At 68.8% G+C, this 17209-nt stretch carries 17 protein-coding genes; 14 read left to right on the plus strand and 3 right to left on the minus strand.

The window, feature by feature from the left end:
* Nucleotides 1–5: 5 nt before the first annotated feature.
* The 7 genes from LBW94_RS00800 to LBW94_RS00830 are packed head-to-tail and all read left to right on the plus strand — an operon-like array spanning nucleotide 6 to nucleotide 6062.
* On the plus strand, nucleotides 6–1475 hold the full coding sequence (locus LBW94_RS00800; RefSeq protein ID WP_225055928.1) for an aldehyde dehydrogenase family protein: 1470 nt from the start codon (nucleotides 6–8) through the stop codon (nucleotides 1473–1475).
* Complete coding sequence (locus LBW94_RS00805) at nucleotides 1472–2713, plus strand: amidohydrolase family protein (protein WP_225055926.1); 1242 nt, start codon at nucleotides 1472–1474, stop codon at nucleotides 2711–2713. The genes LBW94_RS00800 and LBW94_RS00805 overlap by 4 nt, the downstream gene beginning before the upstream one ends.
* Nucleotides 2706–2897 carry a ferredoxin gene (locus LBW94_RS00810; RefSeq protein ID WP_225055925.1) on the plus strand — a complete coding sequence of 64 codons (192 nt, stop codon included), beginning with the start codon at nucleotides 2706–2708 and terminating at the stop codon, nucleotides 2895–2897. Before LBW94_RS00805 ends, LBW94_RS00810 begins: the two co-directional genes overlap by 8 nt.
* A 31-nt stretch (nucleotides 2898–2928) precedes the next feature.
* A complete protein-coding gene (locus LBW94_RS00815) occupies nucleotides 2929–3711 on the plus strand; it encodes an SDR family NAD(P)-dependent oxidoreductase (RefSeq protein WP_225055923.1) in 783 nt (260 codons plus the stop codon).
* Complete coding sequence (locus tag LBW94_RS00820; protein WP_225055921.1) at nucleotides 3708–4946, plus strand: cytochrome P450; 1239 nt, start codon at nucleotides 3708–3710, stop codon at nucleotides 4944–4946. Before LBW94_RS00815 ends, LBW94_RS00820 begins: the two co-directional genes overlap by 4 nt.
* Before the next feature lie 28 nt (nucleotides 4947–4974).
* Nucleotides 4975–5409: a nitroreductase family deazaflavin-dependent oxidoreductase gene (locus tag LBW94_RS00825; protein ID WP_225055919.1), complete on the plus strand. Its 435-nt coding sequence runs from the start codon at nucleotides 4975–4977 to the stop codon at nucleotides 5407–5409.
* Between the two features lie 20 nt (nucleotides 5410–5429).
* Nucleotides 5430–6062 (plus strand): TetR/AcrR family transcriptional regulator, encoded by a 633-nt coding sequence (locus LBW94_RS00830; RefSeq protein WP_416276837.1) that lies wholly within the window; start codon nucleotides 5430–5432, stop codon nucleotides 6060–6062.
* 4 nt (nucleotides 6063–6066) lie between these two features.
* Here LBW94_RS00830 and LBW94_RS00835 read toward each other — a convergent pair whose 3' ends face one another.
* Together LBW94_RS00835 and LBW94_RS00840 are read right to left on the minus strand one after the other, a co-directional pair.
* On the minus strand, nucleotides 6067–6786 hold the full coding sequence (locus LBW94_RS00835; protein WP_225055917.1) for a dienelactone hydrolase family protein: 720 nt from the start codon (nucleotides 6784–6786) through the stop codon (nucleotides 6067–6069).
* Between the two features lie 103 nt (nucleotides 6787–6889).
* Entirely contained in the window at nucleotides 6890–8419 is a 1530-nt protein-coding gene (locus LBW94_RS00840) for an acyl-CoA synthetase (protein WP_225055915.1), read from the minus strand.
* Between the two features lie 174 nt (nucleotides 8420–8593).
* Here LBW94_RS00840 and LBW94_RS00845 point away from each other — a divergent pair, with 174 nt between their 5' ends.
* Nucleotides 8594–9166 (plus strand): dihydrofolate reductase family protein, encoded by a 573-nt coding sequence (locus LBW94_RS00845; RefSeq protein ID WP_225055914.1) that lies wholly within the window; start codon nucleotides 8594–8596, stop codon nucleotides 9164–9166.
* 154 nt (nucleotides 9167–9320) lie between these two features.
* Here LBW94_RS00845 and LBW94_RS00850 read toward each other — a convergent pair whose 3' ends face one another.
* Nucleotides 9321–10274: a LysR family transcriptional regulator gene (locus LBW94_RS00850; RefSeq protein ID WP_225055912.1), complete on the minus strand. Its 954-nt coding sequence runs from the start codon at nucleotides 10272–10274 to the stop codon at nucleotides 9321–9323.
* A 172-nt stretch (nucleotides 10275–10446) separates the two neighbouring features.
* Between LBW94_RS00850 and LBW94_RS00855 the strand changes: the two genes are divergently transcribed.
* Genes LBW94_RS00855 through cysN form a run of 6 tightly spaced genes read left to right on the plus strand, consistent with a single transcriptional unit; the run spans nucleotide 10447 to nucleotide 17188 of the window.
* A complete protein-coding gene (locus LBW94_RS00855) occupies nucleotides 10447–11319 on the plus strand; it encodes an SDR family NAD(P)-dependent oxidoreductase (RefSeq protein WP_225055910.1) in 873 nt (290 codons plus the stop codon).
* A 3-nt stretch (nucleotides 11320–11322) separates the two neighbouring features.
* A complete protein-coding gene (locus LBW94_RS00860; RefSeq protein WP_225055908.1) occupies nucleotides 11323–12447 on the plus strand; it encodes a sulfotransferase family protein in 1125 nt (374 codons plus the stop codon).
* Nucleotides 12448–12466: 19 nt separating this feature from the next.
* Nucleotides 12467–13537, plus strand: coding sequence for a hypothetical protein (locus LBW94_RS00865; RefSeq protein ID WP_225055906.1), 1071 nt, complete (start codon nucleotides 12467–12469; stop codon nucleotides 13535–13537).
* A 2-nt stretch (nucleotides 13538–13539) separates the two neighbouring features.
* A complete protein-coding gene (locus LBW94_RS00870) occupies nucleotides 13540–14310 on the plus strand; it encodes an SDR family NAD(P)-dependent oxidoreductase (RefSeq protein WP_225055904.1) in 771 nt (256 codons plus the stop codon).
* Nucleotides 14311–14324: 14 nt separating this feature from the next.
* Nucleotides 14325–15248 carry a sulfate adenylyltransferase subunit CysD gene (cysD, locus tag LBW94_RS00875; protein WP_255633895.1) on the plus strand — a complete coding sequence of 308 codons (924 nt, stop codon included), beginning with the start codon at nucleotides 14325–14327 and terminating at the stop codon, nucleotides 15246–15248.
* Nucleotides 15248–17188, plus strand: coding sequence for a sulfate adenylyltransferase subunit CysN (cysN, locus tag LBW94_RS00880; RefSeq protein ID WP_225055901.1), 1941 nt, complete (start codon nucleotides 15248–15250; stop codon nucleotides 17186–17188). Before cysD ends, cysN begins: the two co-directional genes overlap by 1 nt.
* The last annotated feature ends 21 nt before the right edge of the window (nucleotides 17189–17209 follow it).

Here is a 17209-nt window from a genome sequence, read left to right on the forward strand (position 1 = left end):
CCACCGTGGATCTGCTCCGCGAAGACCGCACCTACATCGCCGGGCGATGGGTATCCGGTGACGAACCCGTCGCCGTCGAGAATCCCGCCGACGAACAACCGGTCGGCGCCCTCACCGCGACACCGGGCCCGGAGGTGGAGCGCGCGATCATCGAGGCGCGCACCAGTTTCGACGCCGGCGTGTGGTCCGACCGCCCGGCCGCCGACCGGGCCCGCGTGCTGCACCGGCTGCTCGACCACATCGAGGCCGCGCACGACACCCTGGTACCCACCCTGGTCGCCGAGGCCGGGCAACCGGTCCGGTTCGCCGAGATGAGCCAATTCCGTGCGGGTCTGGCCATCGCCCGGGAGACCATCACCCTGTACACGTCGATGACCCACGAGCAGGCCGCCCCGGTCCCGGTGGACGAACTGGTCCGCGGCCGGGTGGCGCTGAGCATCCGCCGGCACGAGCCGGTGGGTGTGGTCGCCGCCGTCACGCCCTACAACGCCGCGCTGATCATGGCCTTCCAGAAGCTGATTCCCGCGCTGCTGGCCGGGAATTCGGTGATCCTGCGGCCCAGCCCGCTCACCCCGATCTCGTCGCTGATCTTCGGCGCCGCCGCCGACGCCGCGGAACTGCCGCCGGGGGTGCTCAGCGTGGTCGCCGAAAGCGGTTCCGCCGCAGCAGAACTGCTCACCAGTCACGCGGCCGTGGACATGGTGTCGTTCACCGGCTCCACCGCCGTGGGCCGGCGCATCCTGGCCCAGGCCGCCCCGACGGTGAAGCGGGTGGCCCTGGAACTAGGCGGCAAATCGGCGCAGATCTACCTGCCCGACGCCGTCGGCCGGGCCGCCGTCGGCGCGGTGATGGTGGTGGCGGCCACCGCCGGGCAGGCCTGTGTGGCCGCCACCCGGATGCTGGTCCCCGAGGAGCACAAGGCCGAGGTGCTCGACGCGGTGTCGGCCGCCTACCGGTCCATCACTGTCGGCGCCCCCACCGACCCGGCCGCCACCATGGGACCGGTCATCGACGCGGCCGCCCGGGAACGCTGCGAACGCTATGTCGGACTCGCCGAGAAGCACGGCGGCGCCGTCGCTTTCGGCGGCAAGCGACCCGCCTTCCCGGACCGGGGCTACTACTTCGAGCCGACCGTGCTGGATCTGCCCGACACCGCGAATCCCGCGGCGCGCGAGGAGATCTTCGGTCCCGTGCTCGCGGTGATCGGCTACCGCGATCTCGACCACGCGGTGGCCCTGGCCAACGATTCGGACTACGGCCTGTCGGCACAGGTGTACGGCGCGGACACCGCGGCGGCGGTGGGTGTCGCGCGGCGGTTGCGCACCGGCGCGGTGAACGTCAACACCGCCGTGTTCAGCGCCTACGCCCCCAGCGGCGGCTACAAGCACAGCGGCCTCGGCCGTGAACGCGGCCCGGACGGCATCCGGGCCTTCCAGGAAGTCAAGCACATGGCGATCGGAGAACTGACGAGATGACCACCCTCGAAAACCCCACCACCACAACCACGTCGGGTGCCGTCGATCTGGACTGGCTGATCTCCGTCGACGATCACATCCTGGAGCCGCCGAACCTGTGGATCGACCGGGTCGCGGCGAAGGACCGGGATCGGGCCCCGCACATGGAGGCCGACGCGGACGGCCGGGAGATCTGGGTCTACGACGGCAAGCGGTTCCCGACCTCGGGCCTGTCGGCGGTGGTGGGCAGGTCCAAGGAGGAGTTCAGCCCGGAACCGTTGCCCTACAGCGAGATGCGGCCCGGCTGCTACGACCCCGAGGCCCGCATCGAGGACATGAACCGCGCGGGAATCCTGGCGTCGCTGTGCTTCCCGACGCTGCCGCGGTTCTGCGGGCAGTTGTTCATGGAGGCCTCGGATCGTGATTTCGGGCTGGTCTGCCTGAAGGCGTACAACGATTGGCTGGTGGAGGACTGGTGCGGTAGTGCGCCGGGCCGCTACATCCCGTTGATGCTGATCCCGCTGTGGGATCCGAGGCTGGCCGTCACCGAGATGGAACGGATGGCCGAGCGCGGCGTCACCACCTTCGCGTTCTCGGAGAATCCGGCCCCGCTGGGCCTGCCGACCATCCACGACAAGGACCGCTACTGGGATCCGGTGATGTCGGCGGCCGCCGACCTGGGCATGGTGGCCTCGATGCACGTCGGCTCGTCGTCGCAGGTGCCCAAGATCGCCCCGGACACCCCGTTCATGGCCAACCTCACCTGGGGCGCGATGCGGACCTCGGGCACGATGCTGTCCTGGTTGTTCAGCGACATGTTCGAGAAGTATCCGAATCTGAAGATCGCGTTGTCCGAGGGCGAGATCGGCTGGATGCCCTACTATCTGGAGCGCGCCGAGCAGGTGCTGGACAAGCAGCGGCACTGGGTCGCGAAGGGCGCTCGGTTCATGGACCACGCCGGTGGCGGCAGCGCCGACCTGGACCGCCTCGACATCCGGAAGACCTTCCGGGAGCACATCTTCGGTTGTTTCATCGACGACGAGCACGGCATCGCCAGCATCGATTCGATCGGCGAGGACAACATCATGTGCGAAACCGATTACCCGCATTCGGATTCCACCTGGCCGGACTGTATCGGCGTGGTGCGCCGCCGGATCGCGCACCTGCCCGAGCAGACCCAGTACAAGTTGTTGCGCGGCAACGCCGAACGTCTGTATCGGTTCACCCCGGCCCAGCCCCCGGCGCGGCCGCATGCCTGAGATCGTCGTCGACCGGACCCTGTGCATCGGCAGCGGCGTCTGCATCGTCTACGCCCCCGGCAGTCTCGAACACGACGAGGATTCCGTAGCCGTGCCGATCACCCCGCCCGGCGACGCACCCGACGCGATCCGCAACGCCGTCGAGGGCTGCCCCACCGGCGCGCTGCGCCTGCTCGATCCGTAACCTCCGCGCACTCATCGGAAGCGTGAAAACAATGTTGTTGCAAGAGAAATCGGCGATCGTCACCGGCGCCGGCAACGGTGTCGGCCGAGTCTCGGCGGTGCGATTCGCCGCCGAGGGCGCGCGCGTGGTCTGCGCCGACATCGACGCCGACGCCGCGAAGCAGACCGCGGGCCTGATCGAGGCCGCCGGCGGTACCGCGGTCCCGTTCGGCGCCGATGTCGCCGACGAGGATCAGGTGCGGGCGATGATCGACACCGCCGTCGGGCATTTCGGCCGCCTGGACATCCTGTTCAACAATGTCGGTATCCCCACCCCGCGGCTGGGCGCGACGCTGGAGGACCACTCCCTCGCGGATTTCCAGCGCCTCGTGGCGGTGAACCTCGGCGGAGTGTTCCTGGGCTGCAAATACGCGGTGCTGCGATTCAAACAGCAGGGCGGCGGCGGTGCCATCCTGAACACCGGATCGGTGGCGGGCCTGGTGGCCTGGGGCGGTTCGGTGTACGGGGCCACCAAGGGGGCGGTGCATCAGCTCACCCGCGCGGTGGCCATCGAGGGCGCCCCGTTCGGCATCCGCGCCAACGCGATCTGCCCGGCGGGCATGCCCTACACCGGTTTCATGGCCGCCGGTGGCCTGTCGCTCACCGATCCGGCGCACCTGGCCGCGGCGGCCGAGCGGGTCGGCGCACAGCATCCGCTGGGCCGCCCGATCACCGCCGAGGACTGTGCGGAGGCGGCGGTGTTCCTGGTGTCCGACCGCGCCGCCAACATCACCGGCGTGCTGCTGCCGGTCGACGGGGGATATGTCGCGAAATGACCACCACCCTCGACATCGCCCGCGTGCGTGAGCTTTTCGACCTGCGCGGATCGTTCCTGGTCCAGACCGGCGGCGGCTACACCGGCGATCCCTATCCGGCCTGGCACCGGCTGCGGGAACAGGCGCCGGTGCACCGTGGCACCGTGCACGAGCTCACCGGGATCACCGAACCGCTGGTCTTCCACGGACTTCCGTATCCGGATCGGCCGCACTTCTCCGCCTTCGGCTACGAGGTGTGCAGTTCGGCCTACCGGGATCCGGCGACCTTCGCCTCCGCCCCGGGCGCGGTCGACGCCGCCGGCGCGATCGGCACCGACAGCAGCATGCTGGCGATGGGTGGCGCACAGCATCGGCGCTATCGTGGATTGGTGCAGCCGTCCTTCGTCCCCGCGAAAGCCCAATGGTGGATTCGCAATTGGATCGAGGAGACGGTGCACGCGCTGATCGGCGAGTTCGCCGGGCGGGGCCGCGCGGAGCTGAACGTCGACTTCTGCGCCGCGATCCCGGTGCTCACCATCACCGGCAGCTTCGGCGTCCCGGTCGCCCGGGCCCTCGACATCCGGGCCGCACTGCGCCACACCGGCGCGGTGGTGGAGATCCTCGCCCCGATCGTCGCCGCCCGCCGCGCACAGCCGGCCGACGATCTGATCAGCGTGCTGGTCCAGGCCGAGTACACCGACGACGACGGCGTCACCCACCGGCTGTCGGACACCGAGATCTACTCGTTCTCGATCCTGCTGCTCACCGCCGGATCGGGCACCACCTGGAAGCAGATGGGCATCACGCTCACCACCCTGCTGCAACGTCCCGAGGTGCTGCGGGCCGTCCGCGACGACCGGCGGCTGCTGCGCCCGGCCGTCGAGGAGGCGCTGCGCTGGGCGCCGACCGATCCGATGTTCTCCCGATTCGTCATCGCCGACACCGAATTCCACGGCACCCACCTGCCCGCCGGGTCGGTGCTGCATCTGTGCATCGGGGCGGCCAATCGCGACCCGGACCGCTGGGACCACCCCGACGACTACGACATCACCCGGCCGTTGAAACCGTCACTGGCCTTCGGCAGCGGCCCGCACACCTGCCTCGGCATGCACGTGGCGCGGGCCGAGATGCTCACCGGAATCGGCGCGCTGCTGGATCGGCTGCCGGAACTGCGGCTGGATCCGGACGCCGAAGCGCCCCGGCTGATCGGCATGTACGAGCGCGGCGCCACCGCCATCCCCGTCCGGTTCGGTTGAACCGCGGCTCCGTCACTCAGGAGGCAGCATGCCCGAAACACCTTACAGCCCACCGGATCTCAGCCTGCGCGGCGACGAGCACGTGCGCGCCTACCTGGAGTCCGGCGGCGCTCGCGGCTACCTCTGGAACGGGGTGCCGATCCTGCTGCTGACCGCCACCGGCCGCCGCAGCGGGCAGCCGCGCACCTCGGCGCTGATCTTCGGCCGCGACGGTGACGACTATCTGGTGGTCGCCTCGAAGGGCGGTGCGCCGGACCATCCGGAGTGGTACCGGAATCTGCTGGCCCACCCGCAGGCCGAGATTCAGGTCGAGGACCGGCACCTGCCCGTGCTGGCCCGCACCGCCGACGCCGCCGAGAAGCCACGGCTGTGGGCGATCATGACCGAGCTGTGGCCGAATTACGACGCGTACCAGACCCGTACCGACCGCCCTATTCCGATCGTGGTGCTGGCCCCCACATGAGGCCCAGTAGCATATCTCGGATGTCGTGGGCCGAGAAAGCCGCGGACCGGTCGCCCGTCGTTCGCCGGACCCGTAGTCGCAGTATGCAGCAGGCGAGCCTGATCCTGGACGCCGCCCACCGGCTGGTGTTGCAGAAGGGCGACGCCTTCACCACCCAGGAGCTGGTGAAGGAGGCCGGGGTGGCGTTGCAGACGTTCTACCGGTACTTCGCCAGTAAGGATCAGCTGCTGCTGGCGGTGTTCGCGGAGATGATCGCGGTCGCCTGCGTCCGCTCGGCCGAGGTGGCGGCGGATCTGCCGGATCCGATCGCCCGGCTGCGCTACTTCATCACCTCGACGCTGGGTTCGCTCGACGCCGAGGGACACGACGCCGCCACCGCCCGGTTCATCGTGTCCACACACTGGCGGTTGCAGCAGAACTTCCCGGAGGAGATGGCCGAGGCGGTGCGGCCGTTCGCGACGCTGCTGCTCGGCGAGATCCAGAAGGGTATCGCGGCCGGCCAGTTGCGGCCCGCCGATCCGGAGCGGGCCGCCTGGTTCATCAACGAGCTGATCCGCTCGGTGTACCACCACTACGCGTACGCCGCCGTGCGCCCGGCCACGCTGGCGGACGACCTGTGGGCGTTCTGCCTGACCGCACTGGGCGGCGCGTGAGCGGTCACCGCGCCAACGCGGTCTCCAGCAGCGCCACCGTTGCGGCCCAGGACAGCGCGTCGGCCTCCGCGTTGTAGGAGATGCCGTCGCGGCCCATGGCGTCGGCGTCCGGATCGGTGAATCCGTGTGCCGCGCGCTGGAATACGGTGAGGGTGTAATCCGCACCGGCGGTGGACAATTCGCTCTCCAGCCGATCGATGTCGGCCCGCGGCGCGAACGGGTCCAGCGCGCCGGCGTACACCGCCACGTGCGCCCGCACCGCCCCCGGTTCGGCGGGCTGCTCGGTGCTCAGCAGGCCGTGATAGCTGACCACGGCCTTCACCTCGGCGCCGCTGCGGGCCAGTTCCAGCGTGCAGCGACCGCCGAAGCAGAAGCCGATCGCCGCGGTCCGGTCCGCGTCGACCTCCGGCCGCGCGGCCAGGGTGTCGTGCCAGGCCACCATGCGTTCGCGCAGCCGCTCCGGCTTGGCCAGCAGCGCGACGAACGGCGCCCCCGCCTCCTCGGCGACCGGATAGGACCGCCCGCCGCCGTACATGTCGACCACCAGCGCGGCATAGCCGAGCCGGGCCAGCCGCGCCGCGCGCTCCCGCATCATGTCCGTCGGCCCGAGCGCGGTGTGCACGACGAGCACGCCCGGATGCGGGCCGGGCCCGTCCGGCACGGCCAGCCCGCCGATCAGGTCCGCTCCGTCGTGATGCAGCGGCACTGCCGCGAATTCCGTCACCGATCCGTCTCCTCTGTCGCATGCGAGCTCGATCACACGAGCTCCAGCGAGAGTCTAATTCTCCTAATCGGAGAATCTCAATACGAATCGGGGCTCTGACGGTTCAGCGGTAGCGTTCGCGCAGCTTGCCCTTGACCAGTTTTCCGGTCGGGGTGCGGGGCAGGTCGCGGGTGAATTCGATCCGGCGCGGCACCTTGTAGTGGGCGATGTGGTCGCGCAGGTAGTCGCGCAGCTGCTCGGCCAGTTCCGGTCCGGGTTCGGCCCCCGGCGCGGGTTCCACCACCGCGAGCACCGATTCGCCCATCTCCGGATCGGGCACGCCGATCACGCCGACGTCGAGCACCGCCGGATGCAGCGCCAGCGCGTTCTCGATCTCCTGCGGATAGATGTTCACGCCGCCGGAGATGATCATGAACGCCTTGCGGTCGGTCAGGTACAGATAGCCGTCGGCGTCCATGTAGCCGACATCGCCGGTGGTGGTCCAGGTCGGGTGCTCCGGATGCCGGGACTCGGCGGACTTCTCCGGGGCGTTGTGATACTCGAACGGCCAGTCCTCGCGCTCGAAGTAGATCAGCCCGGTCTCGCCGGTGGGCAGTTCGGCGCCGTCGTCGGCGCAGATGTGCAGGATGCCGATCCCGGCCCGCCCGACCGAGCCGGGCCGGCGCAGCCATTCCGCGCTGGAGATGAAGGTGCCGCCGTTGCTCTCGGTGGACGAGTAGTACTCCTCCAGCACCGGCCCCCACCAGTCGATCATCGCCTGCTTGACCTCCACCGGGCACGGCGCGGCGGCGTGTACCGCCACGCGCAGGCTCGACAGGTCGTAGCGTTCGCGAATCTCCTTGTCCAGCTTGAGCATTCGAATGAACATCGTCGGCACCCACTGGCTGTGGGTGACCCGGAACCGTTCGATCGCGGCCAGCGCTCCCTCGGCGTCGAACTTGTCCATCAGCACCACGGTGCCACCCAGTGACTGCACCACGCCGCCGAATCGCAGTGGCGCGGCATGGTAGATCGGCGCGGGGGACAGGTAGACGGTGTCGGTGTCGAAGCCGTACCGCGGCCCGAAGATCGCCACATAGGGATCGCCCGGCTCGTGCACCTCGCGCTCGGGCAGCGGTTGCTTGATTCCCTTGGGGCGCCCCGTGGTTCCCGAGGAGTAGAGCATGTCGGAGCCGCGCGGCTGCTGCGGTAGCGGCTCGGCCGACACCGTCGTCAGCGCCTGTTCGTAGCTCCGGTATCCGGGGACGGAACCGTGATACGCCAGGCGGATTTCCGCCCGCGGTGTCGCGTCGACGATCTTCTCCGCCAGCGTCGCCAGCGTCGCGCTGACCACCACCGCGCGGGCGCCGCAGTCGTCGACGATGTAGGCGGCCTCGTCCGGGCTCAGATGGTTGTTGACGGCGGTGATGTACAACCCGGATCGCAGTGCCGCCCAATAGATTTCGAAGACCCGCGGATGATTATCCGCGATCAGCGCGAGATGGTCGCCGCGGCGCAGCCCGGCCTCGTACAGGAATCGGGCCAGCCGGGCGGAATTCTCCTCCAGTTCGCGATAGGTCAGCACCTCGCCGGTGGACGCCGAGACGGCTGCGGGCTTGTCCGGAAATCTCGAAACATAGGCACCGGGATACATGCGACTCCCAACTCGACAGCGGCGGCGAACACACGTTTCCGTGTGCCTGTGACGGTAGACACCGGGTTGTACACCGTCAAGGATGATCTTGATCGGCCATGTCGATTCCGGGTCGTCCCGTTCGAGGAGTGGGTACGGGCCGAACGGTCCGCTCATTCATGGAAAGGAAACCCCATGCGCAAGGTCGTGGCACTCGAGCACATCACCCTCGACGGCTTCGCCTCCTCGGGCAAGGACCTGGGATTCGAATTCACCTGGCCCGGCTACAGCGAGGAACTGGCCGCGTACGTCGGGGACGTGGTCCAGGCCGATTTCGACACCGCGATGTACGGCCGCGAGACCTATCTCGGCATGTACGGATACTGGTCGGCGCAGCCCACCGCCGAGAGCACCCCGGGGGAGCGGGCGCACGCCGAATGGGTCAACGCCGTGGACAAGGTGGTCTTCTCCACCACGCTGGAGTCGGCGGAGTGGAACAACACCCGGCTGATCGCCACGGACGTGGCGCAGGAGGTGCGGGCGCTCAAGGCGAAGGCGGGCGGCGCCCTCGCGATCTACGCCAGCCCGAAACTGGTGCATTCCTTTCTCGACATGGGATTGATCGACGAATTCCGCATTCTGATCCATCCGGTGACGCTCGGCGCGGGCACTCCGCTGTTCCACGACAAGGCGCAGATGAATCTCGAACTGCTGGAATCCCGTTCGTTCGATTCCGGCGTGGTGTACGTGCGGTATTCCGTGCGCTGACGCTGATATAAGTTCCGGTTATGGCAGGCAGTGCGGGAACGGTCGCCGCACTGCCTGCGGCGGCCCGCGCCCGCGAATACCGATTCAGAGAATTGTATTTCTTGCTGCGAGAATAATAATCTTGCCCGGAGGTCCGGGCAAGGACGCGATTCCCTCAGGCCCAGTTCGGATTCCACGGTTGCGGCGCCAGGAACCGGGCCGGCCAGATTCCGGTCCTGGTCATCCGGCCCACCTCCTCGCGCAGCACGTCGCCGACCCGGAAGGCGAACTCGCGCGGCAGATCCATCCGGCCGGAGGAGGCCACCACGATGTGCTGGGTCAGGGCCGGCGCCGTCAGCGGCGCGTAGCGGATGCGCTCCCGCGCGATCTCCGCGCCGCAGGCGGAGACCGGCAGTACCGCACAGGCTTCGCCGCGCTCCACCAGATCCAGCAGCACCGGCAGCGAATCGGTCGTGATCGGCGCCTGCACCCGCAGCATCAGCCGCAGCGCGGCATTCTCGACGGTGCTCGCGATGCCGATCGGCGAGGCGGGCAGCACCAGCGGCATGCCGACCAGCCGGGTGAAGCTGATCGGCCGGTCCGGCCGCAGCTCCGATTCCGGCCCGCCGACCACGACCAGATCCTCCACCAGCAGGTCCCGGGCGAACAGCCGCTCGTCGCTCACCTGGTTGATCACCGACGAGTCGATCCGGCCGCGCATCATCTCCTCGATCAGGGTGTCGGCCCCGGCGACCGTCAGGTGCACGCTGACCTTGGGGAACGCCGCGCGCAGGCCGGTCAGCAGCGGCCCGGCCAGCAGCGGCGCGACCGTCGGCACCATGCCGAGATGCAGGGCGCGCTCGATGCGGGCCAGTGGCGACCCGGCGTAGTGCAACGCCAGCTCCAGTTGCCGTAGCGGGGCGGCGGTGGAGGCGCGCAGCCGCTCCCCGTCCTCGGTCAGCTCCACCCCCCGCCGGGTGCGGTGGAACAACGTGATGCCGAGATCCTCCTCCAGCAGCCGGATCTGGCGGCTCAGCGCCGGCTGCGCGACCCCGAGGACGGCCGCGGCCCGGGTCATGGAGCCCTCCTCGGCGATCCGCAGGAAGTACTTCAGCCGGTGGGTGTCCATCGCCGCACGGTAACACGTGCCATAACACGGTGATATGACTGTCCGCCGAAATCGGTATTGGCCGGTGAAATGCGCCGAGTCCTAACCTTCCAGCACAGGATCTTCCAGACCGGGCCTGCGACGCCCGACGATCCGGATGCGCTCCAATGCCGGAGCGGGAGAGGAGTTTCCGATGGAGACTCAGGAACAGGACTGGTCCCGGATATTGGGTTTCGACCGGCTTCCGTATCACATCGTCGACAAACGGGTCAGTGACCTGCTCGATCTGCGCGGCCGGAAAGCGGTGGTCACCGGGGCCGGTGGCGACGGCCTGGGGCATGCGATCGCGAATCGGCTCGCGGGCTGCGGCGCGGATATCGCGCTGGTCGGCCGCACCTTCGAGAAGGTGGAGCGCCGGGCGAAGGAGATCGAGCAGCGCTGGGGCGTGCGCACGGTCCCGGTCCGCGCGGACATGTCCGACTGGGACCAGGTGCACCGCGCGGTGGCGGAGAGCCGGGAAGCGCTGGGCGGCTTCGACATCATGATCAACAACCCGGTCATGGTCACCGCCGGCGCCTTCGACCGGCACACCAAGGCCGATATCGACATGACCGTGCTCGGCAGCCTGACCATGATGATGTACGGCGCGCACGCCGCGCTGGAACATCTGCTGCCGCAGGGTTCGGGCAAGATCATCAACATCGGCGCGATCGCCGGGCGGGTGCAGCAGTCCGGCCTGACGGTGTATTCGGCCTGCAAGGCGGGGGTCATCGGCTTCACCCGCAATCTCGCGCACGAGTACTCCTCGCGCGGGATCAGCGTGATGGCGGTGGGGCCGGGCATCATGCTCAAGGACGATATGAAGCGGTACCTGCTGAATCCGGCCAACGACGCCGAGCGGGCCGGCCGCGACGCGATCGCGGAGTCGATCACCGAGCGGGTGCAACTCGGCCGGGCCGCGCTGCCCGAAGAGGTGGCCAACGTGGTGGCCTTCCTGGCGTCCGAGGCGGCGAGCTACATGTGCGGGCAGACGATCGACGTCGCCGGCGGCCAGTGGATGGGGTGACCGGTGCCCACTGTCGATGACATGCTGAAAGCCGCTGTGGCGCAGACGAATCTGCGTGACTTCGGCGACGACTCGTTCCGCGGGGGGCTCGGGGTCCTGCTGGATTCGCTGGAGCGCGAGGCGCGGCTGAACGCCGCGGGCGAGAAGTTCCTGTACGACCGGATCACGCTGCACCTGGGTCAGCGGTTGCAGGTGGAGGACTGGTATCGCCGCCATCCGGAGATCGAGGCGGAGCGGATCGTCGCGCCGCTGATCGGAATCGGCTTGCCGCGCACCGGTTCCACGGCGCTGTCGGTACTGCTGGCCCAGGATCCGGCGGTCCGGTACATCCGGCGCTGGGAATCCGCACAGCCCTGTCCACCGGCGTCCACGGTCGAGGGCGTCGATCGGCGCATCCCGCCGGATCTGGGTGAGATGGTCGGCACTCGCTACCACGTACCGGTCGACAAGCACGGGCCGATGGAGTGTCACGACCTGATGGCGCTGGACTTCAAGTCGCACATCTTCCACGCCTACGCGCAGGTGCCGTCCTATTCCAGCTGGCTGCTCGACGCCGATCTCACCTCGACGTTCGCCTACCAGCGGCGGGTGCTGAAACTGATGCAGTGGGGTGAACCGCAGCGGCCGTGGCGGCTCAAGTGCCCCTCGCACGTGCTGTTCCTGGACTCTCTGAACACCGCGTTCCCGGACGCGAAATTCGTGATGACACACCGTGATCCGGCCGATGTGATCCTGTCGGTGGCCGAACTGTACGCCGACATCACCGGCCGGTTCACCGACGACATCGACCTGCCCTATATCGGCCGGCTCAATGTGGAGCACTGGACCGAGGGCATGCGCCGCACCGTCGCGTTCCGGGCCGGCGGCGCCGACGATCGCTTCTACGACATCGACTTTCGCGCGATGCAGGCCGATCCGCTCGGCGAGGTGCGGGGCCTCTACGCATGGCTGGGCGAACCGGTGTCCGAGGAGTTCGAGACCCGCATGCAGAGCTGGTGGACCACCGCGGCCGCCGAGCGCGAGCCCGGCCACAGGGCCGATCCGGTGACCTACGACATCGACCTGGACCGGGTGCGACCGGCTTTCGCGGACTACGTCGCGCACGCCGAGCGCTGGACCGCGCACTGATCGGAAGGAGAACAATCCGATGACCATCGACACGACCGGCGGTATCGATCCCGCCCGCGAGTACGTCTTCGCCGAACGCCCGGCCGATCCGGAGATGCGCGACTCGGTGAGCTTCTGGGTGTCCGACGATCGCGGCGAGCTGGGGCTGCCCCGCATCGGCGTGGAAGCCGTCGCGTCCAACTGGGATTCGCACGACATCCAGGTCAACGTCGCCTTCGCCGACGGCCGCGCGTTCCGGCTGCGCGAGACCAGCCCGGCACGGCCGCCCGTGGGACCCGACGGCCGGCCCACCGTACTGGGCGCGGGCCCGCTGGCCTTCCGGTGTGTGGAGCCGTTCCGCACCTGGGAGCTGTCCTATGACGGCAAGGCCGTCAGTACGACCTCTGCCGATCTGGCCGCGGGGCGGACCGGCGGCCCACTGGTCGATCTGACCTTCCGGGTGACCGCGACGATGGCGGTGCCGCCGTGGACCCAGGGCGCGCTGCGCGCGGATGCCGGTGATCGGCTGAAGAATTCGGTCGAGGGCGACCTCATGGGCGGGCCGCGCTACGAGCAGTTGTTTCGCGCTGCCGGCTCGGTGACCGTGGATGGCGGTGCGCCGCAGGAGTTCACCGGCAGCGGGCTGCGGATCCGCCGCCAGGGCGTGCGCCGGCTGGCCGAGTTCTGGGGCCACTGCTGGCAGTCGGCGGTGTTCCCGAGCGGAAAAGCGTTCGGCTACATGGCCTATCCGCCCCGCGACGACGGAAAGCCGACCTTCAACGAGGGTTTCGTATTCTTCGGAGACGGCGAGCTGATCCCGGCCCGGGTGGTGCGGGCGCCGTGGCTGACCCGGTTGCAGGCGCTCGGCGAGGACGTCTCACTGGTGCTCGAAACCCCCGACGGCACCGTGATTCCGATCGAGGGCGAGACGGTCGTGTCGACCCACGATGTGCACCACGACGACGACACCTATTCGATCAAGTCGCTGAAGCAGGAGAATTCGGACTTCCCGGCCCTCCAGCAGGCGGGCGTCCGCTATCGCTGGGACGGCGAGCGGACCTACGGGATGCTCGAGCGATCGAATCCGCTGCGCAAGATCGAGCGGGGCTGACCGTGCGCGGATTACGGGAGAAGGTGTACGTGGTCGCGGGCGGCGCGACCGGGATCGGGGCCGCCGCGGCGGCCCGGCTGGCGGAGGAGGGTGCCCTCGTCACCGTCGGCGACATCAACATCGCCGGGGCGGAGTCGACCGCCGGGCGGATCGCGGATGCCGGTGGCCGTGCCATCGCGGTGGAATTCGACCTCGCCGACGACAAGTCGGTGCAGGCCATGGTGGACCGGACGGTCGCCGAATTCGGGGGCGTGCACGGACTGTTCAATGTCGGCGCGGATCTGTCGCCGGGCAACATCGGCCGGGACAAGACCGTGCTGGACACCGAGTTCGACATCTGGCAGCGCACCCTGGACGTCAACCTGCTCGGCTACGTCCGCACCGTCCGCGCGGTGCTGCCGCATCTGCTGGCCGCCGGCGGCGGCGGCATCGTGAACACCTCCTCGGGTACCTCGGTCGGCGGTGACCCGTCGCGGGTCGCCTACGGGGTGTCCAAGGCCGGAGTGAACCAGCTGACCCGGCACATTGCGATCAACTACGGCCGCAACGGTATTCGGGCCAACGGTGTGATGCCGGGTCTGGTCATGGGGGAGACGGTCCGCCACCAGAACGATGTGGCGCTACAGGAGTCGTTCCTGACCGTGGCCCGCACCACCCGGCTCGGCGTGCCGGACGATCTGGCCTCGGTGGTGTCGTTCCTGCTGTCCGACGAGGCCGAATGGATCAACGGACAGGTGTGGTTCATCGGCGGCGGCGCACATCTGCGGAACTGAGTGGGACGGACGACATGACGACGACACCGGCGAGCATCGGCGGCCTGACCCACCTGCAACGGCTGGAGGCGGAGAGCATCCAGATCATGCGGGAGGCGGTCGCCGAGAGCGAGCGACCGGTCCTGCTGTATTCGATCGGCAAGGACAGCTCGGTGCTGTTGCACCTGGCGCGCAAGGCATTTCATCCGTCCCGGCTGCCGTTCCCGCTGCTGCACGTGGACACCACGTGGAAGTTCCGGGCCATGTACGACTTCCGGGACCGGATCGCGGCGGCGGACGATCTGGATCTGATCGTGCACCGGAATCCGGAATGCGTGGCGCGCGGGATCAATCCGTTCGAGCACGGCTCGGCGCTGCACACCGAGATGTGGAAGACCGAGGGGCTCAAGCAGGCGCTCGATCTGCACAAGTTCGACCTGGCCTTCGGTGGCGCGCGCCGCGACGAGGAGAAGTCCCGCGCCAAGGAGCGGGTGTTCTCGCTGCGGTCGGCGCAGCACCGCTGGGATCCGAAGCGGCAGCGGCCGGAACTGTGGCGGCTGTACAACACCCGCAAGCGGCCCGGCGAGAGCCTGCGGGTGTTCCCGTTGTCGAACTGGACCGAGCTGGACATCTGGCAGTACCTGCACCTGGAGCGGATCCCGCTGGTGGAGCTGTACTTCGCCGCACCGCGTCCGGTGGTGGAGCGCGACGGCGCGCTGATCATGGTCGACGACGAGCGAATGCCGTTGCTGCCCGGGGAGATTCCGGAGCAGCGCATGGTGCGCTTCCGGACCCTCGGTTGTTATCCGCTGTCCGGCGCGGTGGCCAGCACCGCGACCACGCTGCCCGCGGTGGTGCAGGAGATGTTGCTGACCACCAGTTCCGAGCGTCAGGGCCGGGTGATCGACCGCGATTCCACCGGCTCGATGGAGAAGAAGAAGCAGGAAGGGTACTTCTGATGACGCACCCCACCCCCGAATCCGCGGATCTCGCCACCGATCCCCTGGTCGCGACCGATATCGAGGAGTACCTGCGTCGGCACGAGCGTAAGACGATGCTGCGCTTCATCACCTGCGGCAGCGTCGACGACGGCAAATCCACCCTGATCGGCCGGCTGCTCTACGACTCCAAGATGGTGTTCTCCGATCACCTGGCCGAACTGGAGCGCGATTCGAGAACCGTCGGAACCCAGGGCGGTGAACTGGATTTCGCGCTGCTGGTCGACGGCCTGGCCGCCGAACGCGAGCAGGGCATCACCATCGACGTGGCGTACCGGTTCTTCGCCACCGAACGGCGCAAGTTCATCGTGGCCGACACCCCGGGCCACGAGCAGTACACCCGCAACATGGTCACCGGGGCGTCGACGGCCGATCTGGCGGTGATCCTCGTCGACGCCCGCAAGGGCGTGCTGACCCAGACCCGCCGCCACAGCTATCTGGTGTCGCTGCTCGGCATCCGGCACATCGTGCTGGCGGTGAACAAGCTGGACCTGCTGGACTATTCACGGGAACGGTTCGCCGAGATCGACGCGGAGTATCGCGACTTCGCGGCGAGCATCGGCCTGAACAATGTTGTCGCCGTGCCGATGTCGGCCCTGCGCGGTGACAACATCCTGCAACCGAGCCCGAACACCCCCTGGTACACCGGCCCGTCGCTGATCGGGCATCTGGAGACGGTCGCGATCACCGACGACCGCGCCGCCGGCCCGTTCCGGCTGCCGGTGCAGTGGGTCAATCGCCCGAACCTCGACTTCCGTGGTTTCGCGGGCCAGATCGCCGGTGGCACCCTCCGTCCCGGTGACCGGGTGCGGGTGCTGCCGTCGGGCCGGGAGAGTTCGGTGGCCCGGATCGTCACCGCCGACGGCGATCTGGACGCGGCCGTCGCCGATCAGTCGGTCACGCTGACCCTCACCGATGAGATCGACATCAGCCGTGGCGATGTCATCGCCGCCGCCGAGGCCGCACCCGCGGTGGCCGACCAGTTCGAGGCCCATCTGGTGTGGATGAGCGAGGAGCCGATGCTGCCCGGCCGCACCTATCTGCTGAAGCTCGGCACCGCGACGGCCGTCGCGCAGGTGGCGCAGCCGAAGTACGCCGTCAACGTCAACACCCTCGAGCGCACCGCCGCCCGGACGCTGGCGCTGAACGAGATCGGCGTGGTCACCCTGCATCTGGACCGGCCGATCCCGTTCGATCCGTACGCCGACAACCGCGACACCGGCGGTTTCATCCTGCTGGACCGCTTCACCCAGGACACCGTCGCGGCCGGCATGCTGCGCTTCGCGCTGCGGCGGGCCCACAACATCCACTGGCAGTCGGTGGAGGTCGACCAGCAGGCGCGGGCCCGCAGCAAGGGCCAGCGCCCGGCGGTGGTGTGGTTCACCGGACTGTCCGGCGCGGGCAAGTCCACCATCGCGAACCTGGTCGAGAAGCGGTTGCACGAACAGGGTTTCCACACCTACCTGCTCGACGGCGACAACGTCCGGCACGGCCTCAACGCCGATCTGGGCTTCACCGACGCCGACCGGGTGGAGAACATCCGCCGCGTGGTGGAGGTGGCCCGGCTGCTGTCCGACGCGGGCCTGATCGTGCTGGCCTCGTTCATCGCGCCGTTCCGGGCCGAGCGCGCCCGCGCCCGCGAACGCCTCGGCGGCGCAACGTTCTTCGAGGTGCATGTGGACGCGCCCCTGGCCGTGGTCGAGGCGCGCGACCGGAAGGGCCTGTACGCCAAGGCCCGTCGCGGCGAACTGGTGAACTTCACCGGGATCGACTCGCCGTACGAGCCGCCGGCCGCGCCGGAGGTGCACCTCGACTCCGGCGGCACCCGGACCCCGCAGGAACTGGCGGACTCGGTGATCGCCGCCCTGCGGGAGGCCGGCGTGCTGCAACCGCCGCAATAGCGCTCGGGCCGCGCGGGTGAT

The organism is Nocardia sp. alder85J, assembly GCF_020176955.2.
Lineage (GTDB): Bacteria > Actinomycetota > Actinomycetes > Mycobacteriales > Mycobacteriaceae > Nocardia.

Bases quoted from the DNA above. Each gene is read 5' to 3' on its own strand.
- LBW94_RS00805 (WP_225055926.1), top strand. From the start codon at position 1,472: ATGACCACCCTCGAAAACCCCACCACCACAACCACGTCGGGTGCCGTC.
- LBW94_RS00810 (WP_225055925.1), top strand. From the start codon at position 2,706: ATGCCTGAGATCGTCGTCGACCGGACCCTGTGCATCGGCAGCGGCGTC.
- LBW94_RS00815 (WP_225055923.1), top strand. From the start codon at position 2,929: ATGTTGTTGCAAGAGAAATCGGCGATCGTCACCGGCGCCGGCAACGGT.
- LBW94_RS00820 (WP_225055921.1), top strand. From the start codon at position 3,708: ATGACCACCACCCTCGACATCGCCCGCGTGCGTGAGCTTTTCGACCTG.
- LBW94_RS00825 (WP_225055919.1), top strand. From the start codon at position 4,975: ATGCCCGAAACACCTTACAGCCCACCGGATCTCAGCCTGCGCGGCGAC.
- LBW94_RS00830 (WP_416276837.1), top strand. From the start codon at position 5,430: ATGTCGTGGGCCGAGAAAGCCGCGGACCGGTCGCCCGTCGTTCGCCGG.
- LBW94_RS00840 (WP_225055915.1), bottom strand. From the start codon at position 8,419: ATGTATCCCGGTGCCTATGTTTCGAGATTTCCGGACAAGCCCGCAGCC.
- LBW94_RS00845 (WP_225055914.1), top strand. From the start codon at position 8,594: ATGCGCAAGGTCGTGGCACTCGAGCACATCACCCTCGACGGCTTCGCC.
- LBW94_RS00850 (WP_225055912.1), bottom strand. From the start codon at position 10,274: ATGGACACCCACCGGCTGAAGTACTTCCTGCGGATCGCCGAGGAGGGC.
- LBW94_RS00855 (WP_225055910.1), top strand. From the start codon at position 10,447: ATGGAGACTCAGGAACAGGACTGGTCCCGGATATTGGGTTTCGACCGG.
- LBW94_RS00865 (WP_225055906.1), top strand. From the start codon at position 12,467: ATGACCATCGACACGACCGGCGGTATCGATCCCGCCCGCGAGTACGTC.
- cysD (WP_255633895.1), top strand. From the start codon at position 14,325: ATGACGACGACACCGGCGAGCATCGGCGGCCTGACCCACCTGCAACGG.
- cysN (WP_225055901.1), top strand. From the start codon at position 15,248: ATGACGCACCCCACCCCCGAATCCGCGGATCTCGCCACCGATCCCCTG.